The sequence below is a fragment of the Streptomyces sp. VTCC 41912 genome, from assembly GCF_045799175.1.
GTDB lineage: Bacteria > Actinomycetota > Actinomycetes > Streptomycetales > Streptomycetaceae > Streptomyces > Streptomyces albulus_C.
In genome coordinates this window covers 21,629-44,854 of sequence record NZ_JBJMAB010000043.1, presented here as the reverse complement: position 1 = coordinate 44,854, position 23,226 = coordinate 21,629, and the positions used below count along the sequence as shown (strand labels likewise).

Annotated in this window: 22 protein-coding genes and 2 pseudogenes; 14 read left to right on the top strand and 10 right to left on the bottom strand. The window is 73.3% G+C overall.

Annotated elements, in window-relative coordinates:
- The first annotated feature begins 146 nt into the window (after positions 1-146).
- Entirely contained in the window at positions 147-926 is a 780-nt protein-coding gene (locus ACJ6WD_RS35840; RefSeq protein WP_376444712.1) for an aminotransferase class IV, read from the top strand.
- 17 nt (positions 927-943) lie between these two features.
- On the opposite strand, the pseudogene ACJ6WD_RS35835 reads toward ACJ6WD_RS35840, so the two are convergent.
- Positions 944-1,327 (bottom strand): annotated as a pseudogene (locus ACJ6WD_RS35835) (ATP-binding cassette domain-containing protein); the annotation flags it as partial.
- 105 nt (positions 1,328-1,432) lie between these two features.
- Between ACJ6WD_RS35835 and ACJ6WD_RS35830 the strand changes: the two are divergent.
- Positions 1,433-1,792: an HtaA domain-containing protein gene (locus ACJ6WD_RS35830; protein WP_407617333.1), complete on the top strand. Its 360-nt coding sequence runs from the start codon at positions 1,433-1,435 to the stop codon at positions 1,790-1,792.
- 91 nt (positions 1,793-1,883) lie between these two features.
- On the opposite strand, the gene ACJ6WD_RS35825 is transcribed toward ACJ6WD_RS35830, so the two are convergent.
- Complete coding sequence (locus ACJ6WD_RS35825; protein ID WP_407617332.1) at positions 1,884-2,588, bottom strand: DUF2470 domain-containing protein; 705 nt, start codon at positions 2,586-2,588, stop codon at positions 1,884-1,886.
- A 197-nt stretch (positions 2,589-2,785) separates the two neighbouring features.
- Here ACJ6WD_RS35825 and ACJ6WD_RS35820 point away from each other — a divergent pair, with 197 nt between their 5' ends.
- Positions 2,786-3,259, top strand: coding sequence for a GNAT family N-acetyltransferase (locus ACJ6WD_RS35820; protein ID WP_407617331.1), 474 nt, complete (start codon positions 2,786-2,788; stop codon positions 3,257-3,259).
- 82 nt (positions 3,260-3,341) lie between these two features.
- Here the strand turns inward: ACJ6WD_RS35820 and ACJ6WD_RS35815 are convergent, their stop codons facing one another.
- The gene (locus tag ACJ6WD_RS35815; RefSeq protein WP_407617330.1) at positions 3,342-3,932 is read right to left on the bottom strand and encodes a cysteine hydrolase family protein; all 591 of its coding nucleotides are present in this window, start codon (positions 3,930-3,932) and stop codon (positions 3,342-3,344) included.
- Between the two features lie 150 nt (positions 3,933-4,082).
- On the opposite strand from ACJ6WD_RS35815, the gene ACJ6WD_RS35810 reads away from it, so the two are divergent.
- Entirely contained in the window at positions 4,083-5,072 is a 990-nt protein-coding gene (locus tag ACJ6WD_RS35810) for a DJ-1/PfpI family protein (protein WP_331248163.1), read from the top strand.
- A 179-nt stretch (positions 5,073-5,251) separates the two neighbouring features.
- Here ACJ6WD_RS35810 and ACJ6WD_RS35805 read toward each other — a convergent pair whose 3' ends face one another.
- The 4 genes from ACJ6WD_RS35805 to ACJ6WD_RS35790 form a co-directional block, all read right to left on the bottom strand.
- Positions 5,252-5,602, bottom strand: coding sequence for a hypothetical protein (locus ACJ6WD_RS35805; protein WP_331248162.1), 351 nt, complete (start codon positions 5,600-5,602; stop codon positions 5,252-5,254).
- 160 nt (positions 5,603-5,762) lie between these two features.
- Positions 5,763-6,548, bottom strand: a complete 786-nt coding sequence (locus ACJ6WD_RS35800; protein WP_407617329.1) for an SDR family NAD(P)-dependent oxidoreductase — start codon at positions 6,546-6,548, stop codon at positions 5,763-5,765.
- Positions 6,549-6,767: 219 nt separating this feature from the next.
- The gene (locus ACJ6WD_RS35795; RefSeq protein WP_407617328.1) at positions 6,768-8,132 is read right to left on the bottom strand and encodes a cytochrome P450; all 1,365 of its coding nucleotides are present in this window, start codon (positions 8,130-8,132) and stop codon (positions 6,768-6,770) included.
- Between the two features lie 11 nt (positions 8,133-8,143).
- The gene (locus ACJ6WD_RS35790) at positions 8,144-9,721 is read right to left on the bottom strand and encodes a prenyltransferase/squalene oxidase repeat-containing protein (RefSeq protein ID WP_407617327.1); all 1,578 of its coding nucleotides are present in this window, start codon (positions 9,719-9,721) and stop codon (positions 8,144-8,146) included.
- Between the two features lie 191 nt (positions 9,722-9,912).
- Between ACJ6WD_RS35790 and ACJ6WD_RS35785 the strand changes: the two genes are divergently transcribed.
- A complete protein-coding gene (locus ACJ6WD_RS35785) occupies positions 9,913-11,340 on the top strand; it encodes a DUF4334 domain-containing protein (protein WP_407617326.1) in 1,428 nt (475 codons plus the stop codon).
- 84 nt (positions 11,341-11,424) lie between these two features.
- Here ACJ6WD_RS35785 and ACJ6WD_RS35780 read toward each other — a convergent pair whose 3' ends face one another.
- Positions 11,425-12,414 (bottom strand): alpha/beta fold hydrolase, encoded by a 990-nt coding sequence (locus ACJ6WD_RS35780; protein WP_407617325.1) that lies wholly within the window; start codon positions 12,412-12,414, stop codon positions 11,425-11,427.
- 146 nt (positions 12,415-12,560) lie between these two features.
- Here ACJ6WD_RS35780 and ACJ6WD_RS35775 point away from each other — a divergent pair, with 146 nt between their 5' ends.
- Entirely contained in the window at positions 12,561-13,169 is a 609-nt protein-coding gene (locus tag ACJ6WD_RS35775; protein WP_407617324.1) for a helix-turn-helix domain-containing protein, read from the top strand.
- A gap of 393 nt (positions 13,170-13,562) precedes the next feature.
- Positions 13,563-14,147, top strand: a complete 585-nt coding sequence (locus tag ACJ6WD_RS35770) for a HutD family protein (RefSeq protein ID WP_233660717.1) — start codon at positions 13,563-13,565, stop codon at positions 14,145-14,147.
- A 432-nt stretch (positions 14,148-14,579) separates the two neighbouring features.
- Here the strand turns inward: ACJ6WD_RS35770 and ACJ6WD_RS35765 are convergent, their stop codons facing one another.
- Entirely contained in the window at positions 14,580-15,446 is an 867-nt protein-coding gene (locus tag ACJ6WD_RS35765; RefSeq protein ID WP_331248156.1) for an alpha/beta hydrolase, read from the bottom strand.
- A 104-nt stretch (positions 15,447-15,550) separates the two neighbouring features.
- On the opposite strand from ACJ6WD_RS35765, the gene ACJ6WD_RS35760 reads away from it, so the two are divergent.
- The 7 genes and pseudogenes from ACJ6WD_RS35760 to ACJ6WD_RS35730 all read left to right on the top strand — a co-directional run.
- A complete protein-coding gene (locus ACJ6WD_RS35760; protein ID WP_407617323.1) occupies positions 15,551-16,030 on the top strand; it encodes a CGNR zinc finger domain-containing protein in 480 nt (159 codons plus the stop codon).
- Between the two features lie 435 nt (positions 16,031-16,465).
- The gene (locus ACJ6WD_RS35755; RefSeq protein ID WP_407617322.1) at positions 16,466-17,359 is read left to right on the top strand and encodes an ABC transporter permease; all 894 of its coding nucleotides are present in this window, start codon (positions 16,466-16,468) and stop codon (positions 17,357-17,359) included.
- Positions 17,332-18,075, top strand: a complete 744-nt coding sequence (locus ACJ6WD_RS35750; RefSeq protein ID WP_407617321.1) for an ABC transporter ATP-binding protein — start codon at positions 17,332-17,334, stop codon at positions 18,073-18,075. Before ACJ6WD_RS35755 ends, ACJ6WD_RS35750 begins: the two co-directional genes overlap by 28 nt.
- 38 nt (positions 18,076-18,113) lie before the next feature.
- The gene (locus ACJ6WD_RS35745; protein WP_407617320.1) at positions 18,114-18,956 is read left to right on the top strand and encodes an ABC transporter substrate-binding protein; all 843 of its coding nucleotides are present in this window, start codon (positions 18,114-18,116) and stop codon (positions 18,954-18,956) included.
- Positions 18,953-19,519, top strand: coding sequence for a rhodanese-like domain-containing protein (locus tag ACJ6WD_RS35740; protein ID WP_233660723.1), 567 nt, complete (start codon positions 18,953-18,955; stop codon positions 19,517-19,519). The genes ACJ6WD_RS35745 and ACJ6WD_RS35740 overlap by 4 nt, the downstream gene beginning before the upstream one ends.
- Before the next feature lie 89 nt (positions 19,520-19,608).
- A complete protein-coding gene (locus tag ACJ6WD_RS35735; protein ID WP_376444665.1) occupies positions 19,609-20,670 on the top strand; it encodes a PucR family transcriptional regulator in 1,062 nt (353 codons plus the stop codon).
- A gap of 221 nt (positions 20,671-20,891) precedes the next feature.
- Positions 20,892-21,182 (top strand): annotated as a pseudogene (locus ACJ6WD_RS35730) (LysE family transporter); the annotation flags it as partial.
- Between the two features lie 41 nt (positions 21,183-21,223).
- Here the strand turns inward: ACJ6WD_RS35730 and ACJ6WD_RS35725 are convergent.
- Entirely contained in the window at positions 21,224-23,068 is a 1,845-nt protein-coding gene (locus ACJ6WD_RS35725; protein ID WP_233660726.1) for a phospholipase C, read from the bottom strand.
- Positions 23,069-23,226 lie beyond the last annotated feature (158 nt).

The window sequence follows — 23,226 nt, the reverse complement described above, 5'->3', positions numbered from 1 at the left end:
CCCGGGATCCGGCCGCGTCGGGCCGCCGGAGCGGTGCGGCGCGGTGCGCGCCCCGGGCGGCGGGCGCCGCCCGGGGCCTCCCCCGCGCCGGTGCGGTCCGCGACCGCCGGCGCCGGTGTGGCCTGCGGCGCTGTCAGACTGAGCCGATGGACTACCTCAACGGCGAACCGGTCGGTGTCGACGCGCTCAAGGCACTGGCGCTCACCAACTTCGGCCACTTCACCACGCTGCGCGTCGACGACGGGCGCGTCAAGGGACTGTCGTTGCACCTCGACCGCTTGGCGGCCGACTGCCGGACCGTGTTCGACGCCGCGCTGGACCGCGCGCGGGTCCGCGCCCTCCTCGGCCAGGCCGTGGACGGGCGGACGGGTTCGCTGGCCGTGCGGGTGACGGTGTTCGACCCGGGCCTGGGGCTGGCCCGGCCCGGGGCCGACGCCGAGCCGCACCTCCTGGTCACCTGCCGCCCGGTGGGCGGCCCGCTGGCGCCGTTGCGGGTCACCACCGTCGCGTACCAGCGGGAGATGCCGGAGGTGAAGCACGTGGGGCTCTTCGGGCAGTTGGCCATCCGGCGGGCCGCGCAGCGGGCCGGTGCCGACGACGCGCTGTTCGTCGAGCCGGGGACCGACGTGCTGTCCGAGGGTGCGACGTGGAACGTCGGCTTCGTCGACGCGCAAGGACACGTCGTCTGGCCGGCGGCCCGGGTGCTGCCGGGGGTGACCATGCGGCTGCTCCAGACCGTGCACACGTGGCAGCGGCGCCCGGTGCCGCGCACCGAACTCCCCCAGCTGCGGGCCGCGTTCGCGACCAACGCCGCGATCGGCGTCCGCCCCCTCGCGGCCGTCGACGACGTGCCGCTGGACACCGACCACCCGCTCCTCGACGTGTTGCGGCAGCGCTATCGGGAGCTGCCCGACGACCGCCTCTGAGCCGGCCGCCGGGCGCGTCACGGCCGGTGCGGCAGGACCAGGGCCGCGCCGGTGCGCGGATGCGGCAGGACCTCGACGGGGTGCCGGTAGACGCGGCTGAGCAGTGCGGGTCGCAGGGCGTCGGACGGCGGCCCCACCGCGACGATCCGGCCCTCGTGCAGGACCGCCGTGCGGTCGGCGTGCGCGGCGGCCAGGCCGAGGTCGTGCAGGACGACCACCACCGCGGCGCCGGTGGCGGCCCGGCCGCGGCACAGGCGCAGCACGAGTTCCTGGTGGCGCAGGTCGAGGGCGGCGGTCGGCTCGTCCAGCAGCAGCAACGGCGTCGACTGGGCGAGGACCCGGGCGAGGGCGACCCGGGCCCGTTCGCCGCCGGACAGGGCGGAGAACGGGCGGGCGGCGAAGCACCGGCTGCCTGATCGCCGACGTCGCCACCAAGGACCGGGAGTCCGGCGAGGTCCGCACGTACCGGCAGCTGACGGTGGCGGACCCTCGCGCTCGGCTCCGGAGTGCCGTCCGCGCAGCGCGACGTGGTGGCCCTGGAGCGGGTTCCGGCCGCGCTCACCGAGGGCGGCGCGAAGGCGTTCGGCGGCTCCTACCGGGCGGGCGACGCCCTCGACCCGGTCAGCGTGGCGGTCGCCCTCACCGACGGCGCCCGACTCCCCTCTTCCGGCGCCTCGTCGGACGGCGCGAGCACGGCGCCCGGTGCCACCGGACCGGCCGGCTCGACCGGGCCGAGCGGCTCGACCGGCACCCTCGCCGCGACCGGTTCCGACGTCCCGGCCGGCCCGCTCGCCGCCGCCGCGGCGCTGACCGTGGCCGCCACGCGACGCAGCCGCCGACGCCTCACCAACGGGGCGTCGCAGTAAGGCAATCACCGCCTGATCGCGACGGAGTCCGCGGACGTCGAACGGCCCGCCCTTCGGGGCGGGCCGTTCTGTTGACGCGGGCGGGCGCGGCTCAGGTGAGCAGGTGGCTGGTGTGGGAGAGGCGCCGCGCCGTGGCCGCGAGGGCGTGGACCCGGGGGCCGGCCTGGTCGACATGGGCCAGCGGTGCGCTGAACGGCAGCCGGACATCCCGGTGGCCGCTCGGGTATTCGAGGCGCAGGACCAGCCCGTGGCGGTCCATCCGCACCGGCAGCACGCGCAGCACGCCGGCTTCCGGCACCGGCCGGACGAGGCGCAGCAGCAGGGGGACGAGTTCGGCGTGGTGGTCGACGAGGTGGGTCAGCATGCCCGCCTCGCTCGTCGCCACGGGGTCCGGTTCGGCCGCCTCCAGGGCTTCGAGGGTCACGTAGGCGCGGCCGTCGGCGTCTTCCAGGACGGCTTGGCCGAATTCCATACAGGTGCTCTGGGTGGCTTCGGGGCCGTACGGGGCGGCCAGCAGCCCGGCCACGGTGACGCGGGCCCGCAGGCGGTCGCGCACCGGGGTGGGCGCGATGTCGGTGAGTTCCAACCGGACCGGGACGCGTCCGACCAGGTGGGCGGCGTCGCCGTCGCACGGGGCGTGCAGGTGGAAGTGGCCCATCGCGTCGGTGCCGTCGAGGCGCCGCACCTCGGTGTGCAGCCCGTCGCTCACCACCGTCATGGAATGGGCGGCGGCCAGGATCGAGCGGACACGCTCGGCGGCGGTCGGGGGGTGAGCGCGAGCACTGAAAAGACGCATCCGGGTTCTCCAGGGGCAACCAGGGAGGGCTACTTAGGTTTGCCTAACCTAACCTACACCTCGTGGGTCGGCACCCGAACGAACCCGGCCGGTCGGCGCGCCCCCGTTCCGCCCCCAGAGACCCCCACCCCTCCCCACCCCACCTCCCTCTCGAATCTCACCTGCGTCCCCCCGTACCACCGCGCTACCTTGCTGCGATGACCGTCGACACACAGACCGTGATCCGCCCCGGGGAGCCGACCGACGCGGCCTCGATCGCCCACGTCCACATGACCTCCCGGGCCGCGACCATGCCGTACCTCCCGCCGCAGCGACGCACCCACGACGACGTGACCCAGTGGATCCGGGACATCGTGCTGCCCTCGTACCGGACGTGGGTCGCCCTGCGCGACACCGAGGTCGTCGGTTACGCCACCGTCGAGGGGGCGGTGCTGCACGACCTCTACCTGCGTCCGGACGTCCTGCGCCAGGGCATCGGGACGCTCCTGCTCGACGAGGTCAAGCGGCACAGCGGCGGCGACGTCTCGCTGCACGTCTTCCAACAGAACACCGGCGCCCGGGCGTTCTACACCCGGCACGGATTCACCGTGGTCGACACCGACGACGGCAGCCGCAACATGGAGGGGCTGCCCGACATGACCCTCCGCTGGCGGGCGGACGACGCGCACTGAACCGCCCCGGAACCGCCGCGCCGGACCGCACGCCCACTCCCCCGTGGTCGGCCCACCGGCGCGGCGGCAAGGGAGCCGACGCTCAGCCCAGCGAGCCGGCGGACGGCACGACCACGCCGTAGAGGTCGGCGATCGTGGCGAGCGCGCCGTGGTGGATCTGGTCTGCGGGCTGTTCCGCGACGGCCGTCCGCAGCGGCCGGGTCGCGCAGGCGTCGGCCACCACGGTGGGCCGGTTGCCGCGCAGGAAGGCGCCCTGGGCCGTGAAGGTCACGCACATGTGCGTCATGAATCCGATGACGATGACGTCCTTGTTGCCGGCGGCGTCGACGCGCTCCCCCAGGTCGGTGCCGACGAACGCATCGGGGGCCGCCTTGACGACGACGTCCTCGCCCTCGACGGGCGCCACGCTGGAGTGGATCTGACCGATGTCGGTCCGGATGTCGTAGGCACTGCCCTCCCCGCCGTCGTGGATGACGTGCAGGACCTTCGCGCCGGCCTGCCTCGCGTCGGCCAACAGCGCCGCCGCGGCGTCCAGGGCGGGCTGCCACCCGGTCAGTTCCAGCACGCCGCGGGTGTAGGTGTTCTGGTAGTCGACCAGGATCAGGGTCGCGTCGGCCAGTGACGCGGGCGTCTGGTCGAGGCCGGTGAGTTCGCGCAGGGTCGTCGTAGGCATGGCGGTGTCCCCTCGGGGTGCGGATCGGATGGTCAGGGCCAGCACGTGGTGGCCGCCTCCCACGCTAGGAGCCGCCGCGCATGTCGGCAATGACATGTAACCTGCAGATCCGGACATCGCCGGAGGCTCGCCAGCCGGACGGAGACCCTCGTGAGCAGCATCGAACGGTTCATCGTCGTCGTCCTCTTCGACGGCGTCGACCTGCTGGACGTGACGGGACCTCCGGAGGTGTTCGCGCTCCTGCAAAGGGAGTTGGCCGGCGAAACGGGCTACCGCGTCGCGCTGGCCGCCGAGACCATGGACCCGGTCACCACCTCGGCCGGCGTCCGCGTCCTGCCCGACACCACCTTCCGCGAGGTCGCCGACCGGAGCATCGACACCCTGCTGGTCCCGGGCTCGGTCGAGGTGGACGGCGACGGCCGCGTCCGCGCGGTCACCGACCCGGCGGTGGTCGCCTGGGTCAGGACGCTCGCCGGCCGCACCCGGCGCGTCGCCTCCGTCTGCGTCGGCGCGCACCTCCTCGCCGCCGCCGGGCTGCTCGACGGCAAGCGCGCCACGACCCACTGGTCGACCGCCCGGCAACTCGCCGCCGAACACCCGTCGATCGAGGTGGACGCCGACCCGATCTTCATCCGCGACCGCGACGTGTGGACCGGGGCAGGCATCAGCGCCTGCCTGGACCTGTCACTGGCCCTGGTGGCGGACGACTTCGGCGAGGCCGCGGCGCTGCGCGTCGCCCGGCAGCTGGTGATGTACCTCAAACGCCCCAGCGGACAGAGCCAGTTCAGCGTTCCGCTGGAGCCCGTCTCGACGACCCGGCGCATGGACGAACTCCGCCACCACATCACGCGCACCCTCGCCGGCAGCCTCACCGTCACCGACCTCGCCGCGCACGCCAAGGTCGGCGAGCGGCAACTCACCCGCATCTTCAAGTCCGAACTGGGCATGACGCCCGCGGCCTACGTCGAGGCGGCCCGGGTGGAAGCGGCCCGCAACCGACTGGAATCGACCGACGACACCCTCGAACGCGTCGCCTCCGCCTGCGGGTTCCACACCGTCGACACCCTCGTCCGCGCCTTCCGCCGCAAGCTCGACACCACCCCGACGGAATACCGGAACCGCTTTCGCTCCACCGTCTAGCGGGCCAGCGGGGCCGGGCCCGCGGTTCCGGGCAGGACCGGGTCGGCCGCCGGCCCCCTGCCGGCTCCGGCCCCGACGATCGGGCGACCGGCCAAAGGTCCTCCCCCAAGGTCCCCGGCCGGCCGCCCGGTCATGGCGTGCCGGCCGGGTCGGCCCGGCAGGTCGCGCCGCGGCGGCGCTTACGGCACGAGCACCACGGAGTTGATCGGCGTCATGTTGTAGGGCGCGGACTCACCCACGCCACGCATCACGACGGAGCAGCCGCCACCGCCGTTGTACCCGTAGCAGAACTGGAATCCGGCGCCGCCCGTCTGGTTGTTCACGATCACCCGGTCACCGGTGACGTTCGACAGGTTGTGGGCGCCGTAGCTGTAGAAGATGTTCTTGCTCAGGATGCTGCCGTTGGTCTCCCGGATACAGACCGCTCCGGACGGACAGGGCGTCGCCGCCGCGGCACTGGGCACCACGGTGAGCCCGAGGACCCCCACGGCCAGCGTCAGACCAGCGGCCGATACAGCAATCTTGCGCATTTTTCCCCCCAATCTCTTGATGCCCCGTTATGGGGCACCTCGCAGCAGAACGTATCCCCCGCCGACGAGTGGGCACCAGAGCGCCGGTACAAGTCATCGGCACCGCTTCCGCTTCCGGGGCCGACCCGGGCGGGCCACCGGAAGCGGGAGGGTCCGGCCGTCACTTGGCCAGGTATCCGCCGTCGACCACGTGGTCGCTGCCCGTCAGGTACGAGGCGTCGTCGGACACCAGGTACGCGACGAGTCCGGCCACCTCGGCCGGGCGGGCCGCGCGCCCCAGCGGGACGGCGGCGAGCAGTCCGTCGGTGGCACCGGGCGGCAACGCGGTGACCATGGGCGTCTCGACGATGCCCGGCGACACCGACAGCACCCGGATGCCCTGGTCGGCGTGTTCCCGGGCCGCGGTCCGGGTCAGCGCGAGGACGCCCTGTTTGGCCGCGGTGTAGGCGGCGTGGTTGCGGAAGCCCGCATGCGCGGCGATGGAGGCGAGGTTGACGATGACGCCGCCGGTGGCCGCCATCGCGGGCAGTTGGTGGTGCAGGGCGTGGAAGACACCGTGCAGGTTCACCTTCAGCACGGCGTCGAAGTCGGCGGGCGACAGCTCGGCCAGCGGGCTGAGCGGGCCGTTGATCCCGGCGCTGTTCACCGCGATCCGCAGGCCGTTGCGCACGGTGGCGGCATCCGTGACGACCCGGGCGACGCTGTCCGGGTCGGTGACGTCGACCCGGCGCGCCAGGGCCGTGCCACCGGCCGCGCCGATCCGTTCGGCCACCCGCTCCGCACCGTCCTCGTCGAGGTCCGCGACCACCACCACGGCCCCCTCCCCGGCCAGGCGCGTCGCACAGGCCGCACCGATCCCGGAGGCGCCACCGATCACCAGGGCGACCCGGTCCTGAAGCCGCCCGGACCAGGGCCCGGGCCACGGACCCGCCTGCGAAGCGGTCACGGTGCCTGGCTGCGCGCCTGGCTGCGTGCCTGGCTGCGGCGCGGCGGGCGCCGCGCCGTCGGACGGTGATGCGGGGCTGGACATGTGCGGCTCCGACCAACGAGGAGGGACGGGGGAAGCGTTCCGGTGATTGATGGTTGGCGATGGGCGATTGGTGGTTGGTGGCTGGTGGCTGGTGATTGGCCGCCGACGGTGCGGTGAGGTGCTGGCGGCGACGGGTCAGGCCGGGCGGGGCCGGGCCGTCAGCGGGAGCCGGTCCGGGCGCAGGACGGTGCCGACCAGGGCCCGGACGGGGGCGGTCCCGGCCGGTTCCAGGCGGCGTCCCGCGGTGAACGCGGCCACCGCCAGGGTGAGTTCGGTCCAGGCGTAGTCCTCGCCGATGCACAGGCGACTGCCCGCCCCGAACGGCAGGAAGGTGTGCCGCGGCGCCTTCGCCGCGGCGTCGGCCGGCCACCGGTCGGGGGCGAAGTCCTCCGGGTCCTCGTACAGGTGTGGATCGCGGTGCAGGGCGTACGGGCTGAAGAACACCTCGTCGCCCGGGGCGAGCCGGACCCCGCCGAGCGTGACCGGCCGCACCGCGCGGCGCATCAGCAGCCAGGACGGCGGATGCAGCCGCAGCACCTCGGTCAGCACCTGCCGCGTGTGGACCAGCGCGGGCAGGTCCTCGAACGCGGGTGGTCGTCCCGCGAGCACGGTGTCGAGTTCGTCGTGGATCCGTCGTTGGACGTCCGGGCGGCGGGAGATCTCGTGCAGCGCCCAGGCCAGGGACGCGCTGACCGTGCCGGTGCCGGCCAGGAACAGGGTGATCAGTTCGTCGGTCACCTCGGCGTCGGTCAGCGCCCCTTCCGGGCCGCCGGCGAGCAGGAGCATTGACAGCAGGTCGCCGCGGTCCCGCCCGTCCGCCCGGTAGCCCTCGATGATCCGGAGCTGGACGTCGACCAACCGCCGCAACGGGCCGGCGTCCGGCGGTCGCCACCCGGGGAGCAGCGGGACGCGTTCGGCCCAGGCGTGCAGCGGGGACAGGGCCAGGCGCATCGAGTGGTACTTGACCGACAGCCAGTCCTGCACGGCGGCGTCCAGGCCCGGCTCGTGCGGAGCGGCGAAAAGCGTGCGCAGCAGGACGTCGAGGGTCAGGCGGTGGATGTCCGGCACCAGATCGCGCGTGGTGCCGGGCGCCCAGTCGGCGGACCGGGCCAGGGAGCGTTCCGCCATGGTGCGGGCGTAACGGGCGATCCGCTCGTGGTGGAAGGCGGGTTGCACCAGTCGGCGGTGGCGCAGGTGGCGGTCGCCGGCGGCGGTGATCAACCCGTCGCCGAGCGGGACGCGCAGCGCGTCGAACATGGCACCCTTGTCGAAGGACCGCGCCTGCACCGTCAACAACTCCCGCACCTGCTCTGGTGAGTTGACGACATGCACCGGCCGTGGCCCGATGTAGATCTTCGTCACCGGGCCGCGCTGTCGCAGCCCGCACAGGAAGCGCAGCGGGTCACGCCGGAGCGGGACGGAGTGCCCCACCAGCGGCAGGCGTCCGGGGGCGCCGGCGGCCCCTCGCCGGCTGCCGCCCCGCGGGTCGTCGCCCGGCACGCCGGCCCCCGTCACGGCGTTCCGCCGGCGGCGCGGAGCCGACGCACCACCGCGAAGAGGCCGTCGGCGGTGAGGGCGTGGTTCTGGGTGGGGAAGTGCGTCAAAAGCGGGCGGGGGCCGTACATCAACGGAACGCCGGGCCAGGTGCCGTCGTCGCGCTGGGTCCGCAGGAGGTGGCGCAGCCCCTGCGTCCCGTACGTGGCGTCGTGCACGCCGCCCCGTTCCAGGGCGGCGAGGGCCAGGCCGGTGGCGACCGGCGTGCTGGGGTCGCCCGGCTCGACGGGCCAACCACCGTCGGCGTTGCGGGTCGCGGCCAGGGCCCGGGCGGCGGGGTGGCCGCCCGCGTGGGCCGCCGCGTCGAAGGCCGGCAGCACCTCGGCGGTGGCGTACGGCAGGCCGCGGTACCAGCCGGCGTGCCACCGCCCCTGCTGGGCGAAGCGCCCGGCGAGCCAGTCACGGGCCGCGGCCACCGGTACCCGGTGCCGGTCGACGTGACGGTCCAGTGCGGTCACGACATGGGCGATCACGTCGTCCACCGGAGGATCGCCGGCGGACTGCCAGGTGCGCCAGAGCCCGTCGGGCGTCTGCTGGTCGGCGAGATGGCGCAGGCCGGCCCGTAACGTCGCGGCCGGCGCACCGCACGCGCCGGCCAGGGCGATCAGGGCGGCCGCCGTGGTGTCGTTGTCGGACTCGACGCCCGACCGGTACGGCCAGCCGCCGTCCGGGTTCTGCGCGGCGACGAGGAACGCCACCGCGCGCCCCGCCCCCCGGTCGTCGAAGTCCGCCGCACCACGGAAGACCCGCAGGGTCAGTGCGGTGTCCCAGACGTCGCTGGAGACGAAGCGCCAGGTGCCGTCGGCCAGTTGGCTGGCGAGGAGGTACTCCGTGCAGCGCCGGATGGCCGCCGTGCCCGGGGCGGCCGCCTGGAGCGCGAGCGCGGCAAGGGCGGTGCTGACCGGGTTGGCGAAGAAGTCACCCGCCGGGGACTGCTGGTCGGCGATCAGCCGGGTGGCCCGCAGCGCGGCCGCCCGGTCGCCGAAGTGCAGCTCCACCAGGGCGTGTGCCGACCAGAGTTCCACCTGGGTCCAGCGCTTGAGCCGTTCCGGGGCCGCGACGGCGGCGGCCAGTCGGGCGCGCAGCGCGGCGGGCTCGGCGCCGCCGCGGGTCGGCCGGGCGGTGTGCAGGGCGACGGACGCGAGGAGCCTGGCGCGGGCCGACAGCGCCCGGTCCGTGAAGGCGGGGTGGCTGACGTCGACGGGTTCGCCGGTGTCCAGGGCCAGGGAGCGCAGCGCGGTCTCCACCGCGTGGGCCACCGGATGGTGCCGCTGCGGGGCGGCTCCGGCGACGAGCCACGCCTTCCCCCGTTCGGCGGCGCGGCCGGCTCCCGGGTACGGGGAGCGCGCCAGGGCCAGTGTGCACAGTGCGGTCTCGGTGATGCGGGGGTCGGGAACCGCGCGCCACGAACCGTCGCCCCGTTGGGTGGCGAGGACGTAGCGGGTGGCGAGCGCAAGGGCCTGGTCGGCACGGCGCAGGAGGGGCGGTGCGAGGTGCGCGTCCGGTATCGCGGGCTCGGTACGTCCTGGTGACATCGGTCCTCTGCTCCTCCTGGTTCCGCCGTGCACGGTTCGGCCGTTCGCGCAGGAACCGTCCGCCGCTCCGTACGCGGGAACCTCCGGGGCACCGGACGTAGCCTGACGGCGTGGACACTTCGCGACCTGCCAGTCACCCTCCCCGGGAGATCGTTTCCCAAGCGGACACATGCTCCGCCGCACTGCGGAACATGCCGCGGCTCGACATCTGGCTCAAAGGGCTCGGCCTGCCCGTGAGCCCCGCGCTCGTCCCCCTGATGTGCCTCCAAACGGCCTTCTTCACCCCGTGGTTGCCTCCCGAGCGCTGCTATCTGCTGTCCCGCCTCACGGTCTGGCTGATGGCGATCGACAACGTCCTGGACGCACCGGAACTGCCTGTCCCCCAGGGCCCGTTGGGCACCGGGGCGGGTCAGCGCACCACCGAACGGGACACCACGGACGCCCGCGTCCGGGCCTGGCACGAGGTCCTGGCCGGACGCGCCGACGGCAGCACCAGCGCCGACCCGGTGACGCGCGCACTGGCCGAGATCGTCGCGGCCATGGAGCACGACGGCCGGCCCGAACTCCTCGCCGTCTGGCGGAAAAGCATGCACCAGACCCTCGTGGGCATGGACCGCGAACGCGAGGCCGCACGCACCGCTGCCACCGGCGGCGGAATACCCCGACTGGCCGACTACCTGACCCACGGCGCCTGGACGATCGGCGTGGAACAGCAGGTCACCGCCCTGTGGGCGCTCATGGACGAGCCCGATCTGCCCAGGCGCCTGCCGGTGCTGCGCGGGGCGCTGCGCCAGGCGGCGATCGCGATCCGACTGCTCAACGACCTCCGCGGCCACCAGCGGGAACGGCACGAGGGGAAGACCGACGCCCTGGCCATCGGTCTCGGCCAACAGGAGGCGTACCAGCGGGCCGAGGCGGCGCTCGACGACTGCCGGCGGTCCCTGGCTCCGCTCACCGCGGCCGGGTATGGTTCCGCGGTGGCGCTGGAGCGGGTGGCGCTCTGGCATGCGCGCATGTACCACCGCTTCGACCCCGTTCGGCCCGGCCGGGCGGACTCCGCTCCCCTGCCTGGTGAGCCGGGCGCCACCCCGCACACCCCACCCACCCCGTCCGCCCGCCGGCCGAAGGAGACCCCGCCCATGAGCACCGAGCAGGAAGTCCTCGACGTCATCGCCTCCGGAGGGGAGTACGACGACTCGACGTTGGCCGAACTCTTCGACCGGCTCGAACCGGTCGACGTCGACCTCCTCGTCGGCACCTGGGAGGGCGGCGGGTTCGAGCGGACGAGCGAGAACGCCGCGCAGCTGGCGCACATGCGCTGGTACGGCAAACGGTTCGTCGACGCCGAGCACGTGGAGCCGCTGCTCTGCCGCGACGAGCACGGGGCGGTCTTCTCGTTCGAGGGCATGGGCCTCGCGACGCTGCGCGAGGTGGTCTTCCGCGGCAAGCAGTCCGCCGCGATGGTCTACGACCAACTCCCCATCGTCGACCACTTCCGCCGGCTCACCGACGACGTCCTGCTGTGCGTGATGGACAAGAAGGACGACCCGACGGACTTCTACTTCCACCTCACCCGCGTCGCCGGTCCGGTGTCCCCACCAGCCGGCGAAGACAACTGACGCCTCATCAGCCCACCGTTCCGACGGAGCGGGACGGGAACGGGCGGTCCCGCGGCGGAGCCCGCGGCCGGCACGCCCGTCGATTCAGCCGTTGAGGGTGGCGAGCCAGGCGATCAGCAGGCGGTTGACCTCCTCGGGACGCTCCTGTTGGATCCAGTGCCCGCAGCCGGCCAGGATGTGGCTGGCGGCCAGGCCGGGGAGGGTGACGGGGTAGGCGTCGATCGCGTCGGCCATCCAGGTCGTGGACGCGTCCAGGGCGCCGCCGATGAACAGCGACGGCTGCGTGATCGGGGCACCGCGGTACGGGGCGAGGTCCTCCCAGTCGCGGTCCATGTTGCGGTAGCGGTTGAGGGCTCCGGTCGTGCCGGTGCGCTCGAACTCCCCGGCGTACACGTCGAGGTCGTCCTCGGTCAGCCAGGCGGGCGGCTTGCCGCCGGGGAAGCGGTCGCGCAGCCGGCCGCCGGCGCGGGCCACGAAGTGCGGGTCCGGCTCTCCCGGGGCGGGCATGGTGTCGGCGGACAGGGCCGCGTAGAAGCCCGCGAGCCAGCCCCGGACGTCGGGCTCCATCTCCGCTTCGGCCCGGCCGGGTTGCTGGAAGTAGGAGACGTAGAACTCCTCGTCGCCGCCCATCTGCGCGAAGGCATCGGTGGGGCGGGGGCCGCCGGGCGGCGCGTAGGGGACGCTCAGCAGCCCGACGGCGCGGAAGACCTCGGGGTGGAGCAGGGCGGAGGTCGCCGCGATGTTGGAGCCCCAGTCGTGCCCGACGACGACCGCCCGCTCCTCGCCCAGGGCGCGCACCAGAGCGACGTTGTCCGCCACCAGGTCGAGCATCCGGTAGGCGTCCGGCGCGGCCGGTTTGGAGGAGCGGCCATAGCCGCGCACGTCGAGCGCCACGGCCCGGTACCCGGCCGCCGCGAGGGCCGGGAGCTGGTGGCGCCAGGAGTACCAGGACTCGGGGAAGCCGTGGACGAGCAGGACCAGCGGTCCGGTGCCCTGCTCGACCAGGTGGAGGCGCCCGGCGGGTGCCTCGACGGTGCGGTGGCTCAGGTCGGCGGACGGTGCGGGCTGATGCATCGCTTCTCCTCGGTTTCACGGACGGCCGTGGTTGCCCACCGATCATGCGGCGGGGCGGCCGACCGGCGCGAGCATCCTTGCCATCCTGGCAAACTGGCAGGACAGGACGGTGGAGGCGGCACGGCCGGCGAGGGAGCGGGGCGACGATGACGGACGACGGCACGGCGGACACGCTGGCGGCCATGGGCCCCCGGCTGCGGGCCGCACGCGAGCAGCGCGGCACCACGCTCAGCGACGTCGGCCGCGCCACCGGCATCGCGCTGAGCACGCTGTCGCGGATCGAGACCGGCCGCCGCAAGCCGACCTTGGAGGTGCTGCTGCGGCTCGCGAAGGTGTACGGCGTGTCCCTGGACGAGCTGGCCGGCACCGCGCCCGTCGCCGCGCCCCGACCGCACACCCCGGTGCCGCACCGTTCCGACGACGACAAGGCGGTGCTGCCCCTGACCCGGTACGTGGGGGGCCTGCACGCCCACAAGCACGTCCTGCCCGCCGTCGACGCCCCGCCGCCGCGGCCGCGGCAGGTCTCCCACGACGGCTACGCGTGGCTGTGCGTCCTGTACGGGCGGCTGTGGCTGGCGCTCGGCGAGCAGGACCTCATCCTGGGCGCCGGGGACGTGGCCGAGTTCGACGCCCGCACCGTTCACGGAGTCGCGAACGCCGGATCCGGTGGGCCGGTCGAGTACCTGATCCTGTTCGGGCCGCAGGGAGAGCGCCTACGACGGCGCACCCCAGCTCTCGGCCGCGGGGCCCGGTAGTACGGGAGCCCAGCAGCCACGCCCCCGCCGGTGCCTGCGGCGCCACCTCTCGGCGGCGTCCGCCTCGCGCACCGGGCGCGGGTTGTTGGGCATCTCGGCCACCTCGCAGGTGCACCCCCGGCCAAATGTGCTGCGCGAGCGGCGCCACCGGGGACCGCTGCCCGGACCGCTTCGGCCTGGCCCCCGGTACCGACGGCGGCGGTTAACGAAGGGCCACCCGCTGCCCGTTGCCGACCGTCGTCGGACTGACCTCGACGAGGCGGTCGCGTAGGGTGCGGTGGCGAGGGCCTCAAGGTCCGGGTTCGCAGCCCGACCTGCGGGGTCCTCTCCTCTTGTTCGGGCCGACGAGGCGTGAGGAACGGCTCGGCGGCCGTCCGATCCGGAAGGAAGACCATGGCACTAGAGGTTCTGCGGGCGCAGGAGAGAACACCCGCGCCGTGGAAGAACGGTGGAGGCGTCACCACCGAGGTGGCCGCCCGTCCCGAGGGAGCGGGGACCGGCGATTTCCTCTGGCGCGTCAGCATCGCCGACGTCGCGCAGAGCGGACCGTTCTCCGTCTTCGAGGGCGTGGACCGGACCATCACCGTCGTCGACGGCCCCGGCATGGCCCTGACGGTCGACGGCACCCTGCACGTACTGGCCGCCCCTTACGAGCCGTTCGCCTTCCCCGGTGACTCCGACACGCAGTGCGAGCTGCTCGACGGCCCGATCGTCGACTTCAACGTCATGGTGCGGCGCGCCGAAGCGACGGCGCAGGTCCGGGTCGTGCGCGACCGCGTCGCGATACGACCGGAAGCCGGAACGTGCGTGCTCGCAGTCGTCCTGGACGGATCGGCCACCCTCGACCAGGAGTCCGTCCGCCTCGACCGCCTGGACGCCGCACTGCTGGCCGAGGGGGACGCCGACACCCTCGAAGTCGACGGCCGGCTCGCACTGGTCACCCTCACCCTCGCCGCCACCGACCGCAGTTCGGACTGACCCCGGGGGGCCCAACTGCCCCACCCTGTCCGTCGGCTGACCACCGGGGCCGAGACGAAGTCCGCCCCCTCCGAGCGCGACCGCCCCGGCGCGCTCGGCATGCCCTCCACGGCCTGACCACGGTCGCCGCCGGCCTCAGCGGACGATGCGGGCCGCGGTGACGACGAGCATCGAGGCGCTGACGTGGTAGACGACGAAGGCGCCGGCGACGGTGACTTGAACCTCCTCGGCTTCGACCGGCACGCTACCCGTTGCGGACCGCTCGGCAGGGCAAGCGCCCGACTGCCGGGGCGGGTGAGGCCGTTGGGGTGGACGGCCGTTTGCTGGGCCGAGGGGCACCGGCCGGTTCGGCCTGCGCCTTGCCGGTTCGTCGCCCGTTCCTCCCCGGACCGCCTCCCCGGGCGTCGCTGCGCGGCACCCGCGCACCGTGCTTCAGCCCAGCACCCGCCCGAGGAAGCCGCGCAGATAACCCGCGACGACGTCCAGGTGGCTCTCCAGCAGGAAGTGACCGCCGTTGATCAGGTGCACCTCGGCGTCCTTGGCGTCGCGGGCGAAGGCCCGCGCGCCGGCCGGGCCGAAGATTTCGTCGTTGCGGCCCCAGACGGCGAGCACCGGGACCTCGCTGGTGCGCAGGAACTCCTGCAGCAGCGGGTAGAGCGGGCGGTTGTTCGGGTAGTCGCGGAACAGCGCGAGCTGGACCTCGTCGTTCCCCTCGCGGGAGACGAGGGCGAAGTCGTGCTCCCAGGTGTCCGGGCTGACCAGGCTCGGGTCGGGCACGCCGTGCAGGTACTGCCAGCGGATGGCGTCGCGGCCCAGTGCGGCGCGGACGGCGGGTTCGGTGGCGGGCCCGGGGTCCGCCGCGTAGGCCCAGACGTCCGTCCAGAACGACTCGACGAAACCGTCCTCGTAGCCGTTGCCGTTCTGGGTGACGAGGGCGGTGATCCGCTCGGGGTGCCTGAGCGCGAGGCGCCATCCGATGGGGGCGCCGTAGTCCTGGACGTAGAGGGCGTAGCGGTCCAGGCCCAGGTGGTCGAGGAGTTGGGAGGTGACTTCGGCGAGGGCGTCGAAGGTGTAGGTGAACTCCCCTGCGAGGGGGGCGGCGGAGTGGCCGAAGCCGAGGTGGTCCGGCGCGATGACGTGGTAGTCGCCGGCCAGCAGCGGGATGAGTTCGCGGAACATGAACGAGCTGGTCGGGAAGCCGTGCAGCAGGACGATCGCGGGCGCGTCGGCGGGGCCGGCCGCACGGTAGAAGATCTCGTGGCCGCCGACGGTGGCGGTCCGGTGGTGCACCGAGCTCATTTCTAACCCCTTCAAGCCATTGAACCGGTCAGGTTCTCACCATGGCAGCACGAGAGGGACTAACCTGTCAAACAATTCAATCCGGTTAGAGGGGGTGGCGCCCGATGGACGCGCTGCTGGACCTGCTCAACAGCAGACCACTGATCAACGGCGAGGAACGGGACGCGCTCGGCGACCCGGCCGGCGGCAGGCGCTGGGCACGGGAGCACGGCGGCGAAGGCAGCCTCGCGGAACTGGCACTGCTGCGCCAGACACGGGACGCCCTGCGGGACGTGGTGCGCGGGGACAGCCCACCCGCCGTGTTGCGTCCGCTGCTCGAAGGGGTCCACCAGTTCCCGGAGGCCACTGCGGATGGCCTGCGATGGACGGTCGAGGCTCCCCCGCACGCGCGACTGGCCGTCGAGATGGTCCTCGCCTGGGACGCCGTCCAGAAGCAACTGCCCGGCCGACTACGCCCCTGCGCCAACGACGAGTGCCGGCTGTTCCTCCTCGACCGCAGCCGCGCCAACCGCGCCCGCTGGTGCTCCATGGCGGTCTGCGGCAACCGCGCAAAGGCACGCCGCCACTACGAACGCACCCGCTGACCCGGCCCGACTCCACTGACCGACGCGCCCCCCCGCGATTCGGCACGCCCGCATCCCCTCTGCGCCAAGAGCGCCTGCGCCCTGCCGTCCGATCACGCGGCCGCCTCGGCGGCTGGCGGAGCGGGCTGACGGTGGACACCGTTCGACGCACATGGGGCGTCGTCCGAGGGACGAGACGCCGTTGACCGGCCGAGGGTCGTACCTGCTAGCTTCTGCCGCGTGTTCACCTCATATTTACCAGGCGATTCCTGCGAACGGTTCTCTTGACCTGCTAAGCGGGACCCCCTCCGCACGCTGTCGCGGCCGGCGATGCTTTCCCGCTTCCCACCGCTCCGCGTCTCACGGCCGGCGCCGTGACGGTCTTCGCCGTCGATGCCGCCGACAGCCGCGCACGCCCCGCGTCCGCGTCCTCCCGCCCCCGACGTGGAGCCCTTCATGAGCACTCACGACACGCCGCCTGAAGCGCACACAGCGGTGGTTTCAGGTGATGGTCCTGAACGTGCGGTCGCACTCGGTGCGGCGGCCGTTGAGCTGGAGCGCCTCGTCTCCGCGTCGTCCCGGCGGCGCAGGGTGCCGCGCTGGCTCCGACGCGCCACCGGGCCCGTGCTCCTACTGGTGCTGTGGCAGGTGCTCAGCGCCACCGGCGTGCTCCAGTCGGACGTCCTCGCCTCCCCCGGCACCATCGCCCGAACCGCGGGCGGGCTGTTCGCGGACGGCACGCTGCCGTCCGCGATGGCGGTTTCGGTGCAACGCGTGGCCGTCGGGCTGGTGTCGGGCGTGGTGGTCGGGGTCGGGTTGGGGCTGCTGTCCGGGCTGATGCGGACGGGCGAGGATCTGATCGACGCCGTGGTGCAGATGCTGCGCGCGGTGCCGTTCGCCGGCCTCGTCCCGCTGCTGATCGTCTGGCTGGGCATCGGCGAGACCGTGAAGGTGGCGCTGATCGCCCTCGCCGCGGCCTTCCCGCTGTACCTCAACACCTATGCCGGGATCCGCGGGGTGGACGACCAGCTGATCGAGGCCGGGGCCACGTTGGGCCTGGGCCGCTGGGGGCTGATCCGCCACGTCGTGCTGCCCGGGGCGCTGCCCGGCGCCCTGACCGGGCTGCGTTTCGCGTTGGCCTCGGCGTGGCTGGCCCTCGTCTTCGGCGAGACGGTCAACGCCAGCGACGGCATCGGCTTCCTGATGGATCAGGCCCGTGAGTTCTACCGCACCGACGTCATCGTGGTCTGCCTGATCGTCTACGCCTTCCTCGGCCTGGCAGCCGATGTCGTCGTCCGCACACTGGAAAGGCTGTTGCTGCAATGGCGACCGACGTTCACGGGGAAGTGACCGCCGACCGGGCGGTCGTCGAGATCAACGGGCTGACCCGGTCCTTCGACGGCCGGGCCGTCCTCGACGAGCTGGATCTCACGGTGCGGTCCGGCGAGTTCGTGGCCCTGCTGGGGCGCAGCGGCTGCGGCAAGAGCACGCTGCTGCGGGTGCTGGCCGGGCTCGACCGGGACATCGACGGCAGCGTACTCGTGCCGCGTCGCCGGGCGGTGGCCTTCCAGGCACCCCGACTGATGCCGTGGAAACGCGTCTGGCGCAACGTCGTGCTGGGCCTGCCGGGTCGCCCCGCGCGGGAGACCGCGGTACGGGCGCTGGCCGAGGTGGGTCTGGAGCACCGAGCGGATGCCTGGCCCAAGACGCTCTCCGGGGGCGAGGCCCAACGCGCGTCACTGGCACGGGCGTTGGTCCGCGCACCGGACCTGCTGCTGCTCGATGAGCCGTTCGGCGCACTCGACGCGCTCACCCGGATCAAGGCGCAGCAGCAGGTCGCCGAGGTGTGGCAGCGCAGGGGCTGCGCCGTGCTGCTCGTCACCCATGACGTGGAGGAGGCGCTGTTGCTGGCCGACCGGGTCCTGGTGATGCAGGACGGCGTCATCGCCCATGAGCAACCGGTGGACCTCCCGCGCCCGCGCGACGTGGGCGCGCCGGAGTTCACCGTGCTGCGTGCCGGGCTGCTGGCCGAACTCGGCGTGGTGGCGCCCCAGTCCCCCCACTGACCGCCCCGCCACATCCTACGAATCGAAGAGAGACTCCCGTGAAACGACGCTTCGTCGGCGCTTTGCTCATCCCGTTCGCCCTGCTGGCCACGGCCTGCGGAGGGAAGTCGGCAGACGCCCGCACCAGCACCACGCTCGACGTCGGTGACCAGACGGGCGGCGACCGGGCCATGCTGGAGGCCTCGGGCGAACTGAAGGACCTGCCGTACAAGATCAACTGGTCGACGTTCGCCTCCGGGCCGCTGCTGCTGGAAGCCCTCAACGCCAAGGCGATCGACCTCGGCTGGACCGGAAACACGCCACCGGTGTTCGCCGCCTCGTCCGGATCGAAGATCACCGTCGTGGGCGCGATGCACAGCTCGGTGGCGGGCACGGCCATCCTGGTGCCGCACGACTCGCCGCTGAAGAGCGTCCAGGACCTCAAGGGCAAGAAGATCGCGGTGATGCAGGGCACCACCGGGCACGACCTGCTGCTCGCCGCACTCAAGCGGGCCGGCTTGTCGATCCACGACGTCAACGTCGGCTACCTGCAGTCCGCCGAGGCGAAGACCGCGTTCAAGCGCGGAGACGTCGACGCCTGGGCGGCGGCGGACCCGACCACCACCCAGGCACTGGACGGCGACCACGCCCGCGTCCCCTCGGCACGGACCCTGCCCACGGGCGGTACCGGCCGGCCCCTAACCGACCGGCACGCCGACGGCGGCGGGAGCCCGGCGGTCCCGCACCGCGCCGGAAGGCGGGTCCGTTCGCCCGGCGGCCCTGACGCAGATCGTCCGGGCCGCCGGGCGCCGGGCGTGGGGCGTCGGACCCCCGTCGGCATACCCCTCCGGGTATTCTGTGCAGGGCAGGACCCACCCATGAGAAGGGAACGATCTCCATGAGCGCTGCCCCCGAACTCACCCCGGACGAGGCCCGCGCCCGCCTGGCCTCGCTGATCGTCATCGACGTGCGCACGCCCGGCGAGTACGCCACCGGCCACCTCCCCGGCGCGCACAACGTCCCCCTCGACCACCTCGACGCGGCACTGGGCGCCCTGAAGAGCGCGGCCGACCGCGACGAGCTCCTCGTCGTCTGCGCCTCCGGGGTCCGCTCCGCCCAAGCTCACCGGCGGCTGGCCGAGCACGGCGTCCGGGCCCGCACGCTCGCCGGCGGCATCGACGACTGGGCCCGGCTCGGGCACGACGTGCACCGTCCCGCACGGGCCCGCACCGCCTGGGCGATGGAGCGGCAGGTCCGTCTCGCCGCCGGCTCGCTCGTGCTGGCCGGCCTGCTCGTCGGGCGGCGCCGGCCCGCCGCCCGTTGGTTGTCCGCGGGCGTCGCCGGGGGCCTGGTCTTCTCCGCCGTCACCGACACCTGCGGCATGGCCCGCGTGCTCGCCAAGCTCCCCCACAACCGGCCCCGCGCCGTCGATCTCGACGCCACGCTCGCCGCCCTCGGCGGCTGAGGCCGCTCGCCTGGACGTCCCGCCCCCTCCCTGTGTTAAGAAAGCGTCAAGGGAAAGTCAAGAAGAACGCAGCGAGGAGTGGGGAACGCGTGACGGGGCGGGAGCTGCCCGAGGAATTCCTGGCCGGGTACGCGGGGGTCCTCACCGATGTGGCACGGACCGGGCGGCGGCTGAATCGCGAGGAGCTCCAGGCACGCCGCGCCGCGGGCGAACGGGCCGCGGAGGCGGGGCACAGCCTGCGGGTGCTGGTCAATGCGCATCTCGCCGTCGCCCGGGCGGCGTGGCCGCGGTCCGCCTCGGCACCGGCCGACAGCGTGCTGGCCGCGCTCGCCCAGGCGGTGGACGCGCTGGCCGGCGGCTACGAGCGGGCCCAGCACCTCGCGGTGCGCCAGGAGGAGGCCGCGCGGCGGGAGTTCATCGACGACCTGCTCTACGGGGGCAGCGACCTGGGGCGGCTGGCGGAGCGGGCGGAACGTTTCGGGCTGCGGCTCTCACACGCCCACGCCGTCGCGGTGGCCGAGGGCCCGGCGGCGTACACGGACGCCGACCCGGTGGCCCGGCGGGTGGACCGGGCCCTGGTGGGGCGGTTCGGGGACCGGCAGCTGCTGCTGACCACGAAGGAGGGCCGGCTGATCTGCATCGCCCCGGGCGATCCGGCGCAGGTGCTGGCGCACTTCGCGCACGAGGCGCGCGAGGCCACCGCCGGCGGCCGGGTGGCGGTCGGCCGGACGCACGGCGGCGCCCGGGGCATCGTCCAGTCCTACGAGGAGGCGCTCAACGCGCTGGAGCTGGCCGAGCGGATGGGGCTCGACGACCCCGTACTGCGCGCCGCCGACCTGCTGGTCTACCCGGTCCTCACCCGGGACCGGCAGGCGATGGCGGACCTGGTGCACAGCACGCTGGGCCCGCTGCGGGAGGCCCGGGGCGGGGCCGGGCCGTTGTTGGAGACCCTCGCGGTGTACTTCGACTCGGGGTGCATAGCGGCGGAGGCGGCCCGGCGGTTGTCGCTGAGCGTGCGGGCGCTGACCTACCGGCTGGCGCGGGTGCACCAGCTCACCGGCGCCGACCCCGCCGACCCGGTGCACCGGTACACCCTGCACACGGCCGTGATCGGCGCCCGGCTGCTGGACTGGCCCACCCAGGAGATGTGACCCGGGAAAGGCGTTCCGGGAGCCGCGCGCGGGCGGACGGCCTGCGGGCCGTCAGTGGAGGACGCCGAGGACGAGCAGGACCGCGCCGGCCAGGGCGGCGAGACCGGCGCCGATGCCGTAGCCGAGCACCCGGTTGTTCTCGGCGCGCAGCAGTTCCTCCTCGGACTTGACCCGTCCTGCGCACCTCCGTCGCCCACGGCCGGACCGGCGGGCGCGCCGCCGTGCTCGGCATCCTGGCCGGGTGCCCGGCCTGGGGCGCGGCCACCGCCACCAATCTGCTCAACCCCAAGGCAGGCATCTTCTCCATGAGCCTGATCCCGCAGTTCGTGCCGCACGGCGCCCCGGTGTTCCGCACGACGCTGCTGCTCACCGCGGTCGACGTGCTCGAACTGGCGCTGTGGTACTGGATCGTCACCACGACCGCGGCCGCCCTGGGCGAGCGGGTCCGCCGCCCGTCGTTCCGACGGCGGATGGAGCAGGTCAGCGGCATCGCCTTTCTGGGGTTCGCCGCCAACCTGCTGCTCGCGGAACGGGCCCAGCGGGGCCGTCCGGCTCAGGCCGCGCCCTGCTCCTTGCGGCGCCGGAGGGCGAAGAAGGTGCCGGTGGCGCCGGCCGCGACCGCGGCGGCGGCGATGCCCACGGGCATGACGGGGAAACCGGACTGCTCGTCGACGGCCGCGGCGTTCTGCATCGCGGGGCCCGCGGTGATGCTGGTCCGGACCGGCTTGACCGGGCGGATCGGGCCGACGCTCTTCACCGAACCGTCGGCGTTCAGCAGCACCTGCTTGCCGTTGGGGTGCCGGAAGTCGAACATCGAGGTCAGTGCGCCGGCACGGGCGTCGAACGAGGCGTCACCCAGGCGTCCGGTGTGCCAGTTGTCCTCGATGAACTTGATGATCGAGGTCTGCTCGGTGGCCGTGTGGTCGATGTGGTTGGTCTTGCTGTAGGGGGAGATGACCAGCAGCGGCTGCCGGGTGCCCGGGCCGCAGCGGTCCTGGTAGCCGCCGGCGGCCGCCGGCCCGGACTGGCAGGCCGGGCTGTCGGTGGACTTGCCGTTGGAGCCGGCGGCGGTGTCCTTGGAGCCGTTGCGCGGCTTGGCGAAGGCGTGGTCGTACCAACCGTCGGAGTCGTCGTAGGCGACGACGACGGCGGTGTCCTTCCACTGGGGCGCCTGCTGGATGCGGTTGATCTGGTCGACGAGGAAGTGCTGTTCGTCGATCGGGTCGGAGTTGCCGGCGTGGCCGTCCTGATAGGCCGGGGCCTTGAGGAAGCTGACGGCCGGGAGCTTGCCGGCACGCAGGGCCGCGTCGAAGTCGGTCAGGTCGTAGTTGTGGTTGGCCTGGCCGGCGTGCCCGATCTCGTCGACGCTCTTGGGCGGCAGGTGGTGCGGGTTGGCCGTGGACTTGTAGTACTGGAACGGGGCGTGGTGCGGGCTGTAGTCGACGACGGCCGCTCCCCCGACGTTGGCGTGGGTGGTGCCGCCGCACTTGGCGTAGTGGCCCTGCTGGCCGTCCCACGCCGTGCTGGGCCGGAAGCCGCCCTGGAACCAGCCCCAGCTGACGTTGCGGGCGTTGAGCAGGTCACCGATGGTGCGGCCCTGCATGGCGGCGAGTGCGCTCTTGCCGGTGTGGTCCTTGTTCGCGCAGTCGTCGTAGGCCGGATCCGGGTCGTTGATCATTGTGCCGACGCCCTTGGCGTCGGGCGACTGGACGGCGTAACCGTCCGGCTTGGCGGTCTGCCGGGGGTTCTCGGTGCCCGAGGCCGGGTCGGTGGAGATCACGCCGTGCGTCTGGCCGGATACCAGGTTGATGGCGCCCGGGGTGGAGGGGCCGTAGACCGAGCCGAAGGAGCGGTCGTTGAGGGCGTAGTGCTGGGCGTAGTTCCACAGGCCGGTGACGGTGTTGCCGTCGTAGTAGTCCATCACCAGGCCGGGCTCGCCGAAGAGGCCGCCGGAGCACTTCCCGGAGTCGGTGTTCTGCACGAACGCGTCGGCCTTGCCGCCGTTGTAGGCGTACTGCTCGGGGCCGTACTCGTGGTTCTGGTCGCAGGTCATGGCCTGCTCGGGGGTGAGCCGCTTGGGGAGGTACTGGTTCGGGTTGTGCTTGAGCAGCCCGGCGGTGCGCAGGTTGTCGACGTCCCGGGGGGTCTTCGGCGACGGGGTGAACTTCGTCCCGTCGGTGTTGGCCGCCTGGGGGTAGGTGGCGAAGTAGTGGTCGAACGAGATGTTCTCGTCGAAGAGGACGACCACATGCTTGATGGGGGTGGCGGTGCCGGAGGGACCCGGGTGCGGGCCGCCGGCGGCCAGGGCGGGGGCTCCCCCACCCAGCGCGGCGAGCGCCACGGCGCCGGTCACGGCCCCCACGATCCGTATCGCTTGGCTCTTTCCCCTGATGGCCATCTGCTTCTCATCCTCCGGGCGGTTTCCGGTTGCTCCGTACGGCCGGATGCTCTGCCGGACGGACGGCGGCGGGGCAGAGCCATGATGGCGGGTGGGTGAACACCGGGTCAGGTATCCAGGGGCAAAGCTTGACCGGCTGTTGACCCTCGGGGCCTCGG

Excerpts from the sequence above, each read along its gene's own strand:
- ACJ6WD_RS35785 (WP_407617326.1), top strand. The coding sequence starts at position 9,913 with ATGCCGCGGCTCGACATCTGGCTCAAAGGGCTCGGCCTGCCCGTGAGC.
- ACJ6WD_RS35760 (WP_407617323.1), top strand. The coding sequence starts at position 15,551 with ATGGACGCGCTGCTGGACCTGCTCAACAGCAGACCACTGATCAACGGC.
- ACJ6WD_RS35725 (WP_233660726.1), bottom strand. The coding sequence starts at position 23,068 with ATGGCCATCAGGGGAAAGAGCCAAGCGATACGGATCGTGGGGGCCGTG.
- ACJ6WD_RS35755 (WP_407617322.1), top strand. The coding sequence starts at position 16,466 with ATGAGCACTCACGACACGCCGCCTGAAGCGCACACAGCGGTGGTTTCA.
- ACJ6WD_RS35825 (WP_407617332.1), bottom strand. The coding sequence starts at position 2,588 with ATGCGTCTTTTCAGTGCTCGCGCTCACCCCCCGACCGCCGCCGAGCGT.
- ACJ6WD_RS35740 (WP_233660723.1), top strand. The coding sequence starts at position 18,953 with ATGAGCGCTGCCCCCGAACTCACCCCGGACGAGGCCCGCGCCCGCCTG.
- ACJ6WD_RS35750 (WP_407617321.1), top strand. The coding sequence starts at position 17,332 with ATGGCGACCGACGTTCACGGGGAAGTGACCGCCGACCGGGCGGTCGTC.
- ACJ6WD_RS35820 (WP_407617331.1), top strand. The coding sequence starts at position 2,786 with ATGACCGTCGACACACAGACCGTGATCCGCCCCGGGGAGCCGACCGAC.
- ACJ6WD_RS35775 (WP_407617324.1), top strand. The coding sequence starts at position 12,561 with ATGACGGACGACGGCACGGCGGACACGCTGGCGGCCATGGGCCCCCGG.
- ACJ6WD_RS35780 (WP_407617325.1), bottom strand. The coding sequence starts at position 12,414 with ATGCATCAGCCCGCACCGTCCGCCGACCTGAGCCACCGCACCGTCGAG.
- ACJ6WD_RS35805 (WP_331248162.1), bottom strand. The coding sequence starts at position 5,602 with ATGCGCAAGATTGCTGTATCGGCCGCTGGTCTGACGCTGGCCGTGGGG.
- ACJ6WD_RS35815 (WP_407617330.1), bottom strand. The coding sequence starts at position 3,932 with ATGCCTACGACGACCCTGCGCGAACTCACCGGCCTCGACCAGACGCCC.
- ACJ6WD_RS35790 (WP_407617327.1), bottom strand. The coding sequence starts at position 9,721 with ATGTCACCAGGACGTACCGAGCCCGCGATACCGGACGCGCACCTCGCA.
- ACJ6WD_RS35770 (WP_233660717.1), top strand. The coding sequence starts at position 13,563 with ATGGCACTAGAGGTTCTGCGGGCGCAGGAGAGAACACCCGCGCCGTGG.
- ACJ6WD_RS35765 (WP_331248156.1), bottom strand. The coding sequence starts at position 15,446 with ATGAGCTCGGTGCACCACCGGACCGCCACCGTCGGCGGCCACGAGATC.
- ACJ6WD_RS35840 (WP_376444712.1), top strand. The coding sequence starts at position 147 with ATGGACTACCTCAACGGCGAACCGGTCGGTGTCGACGCGCTCAAGGCA.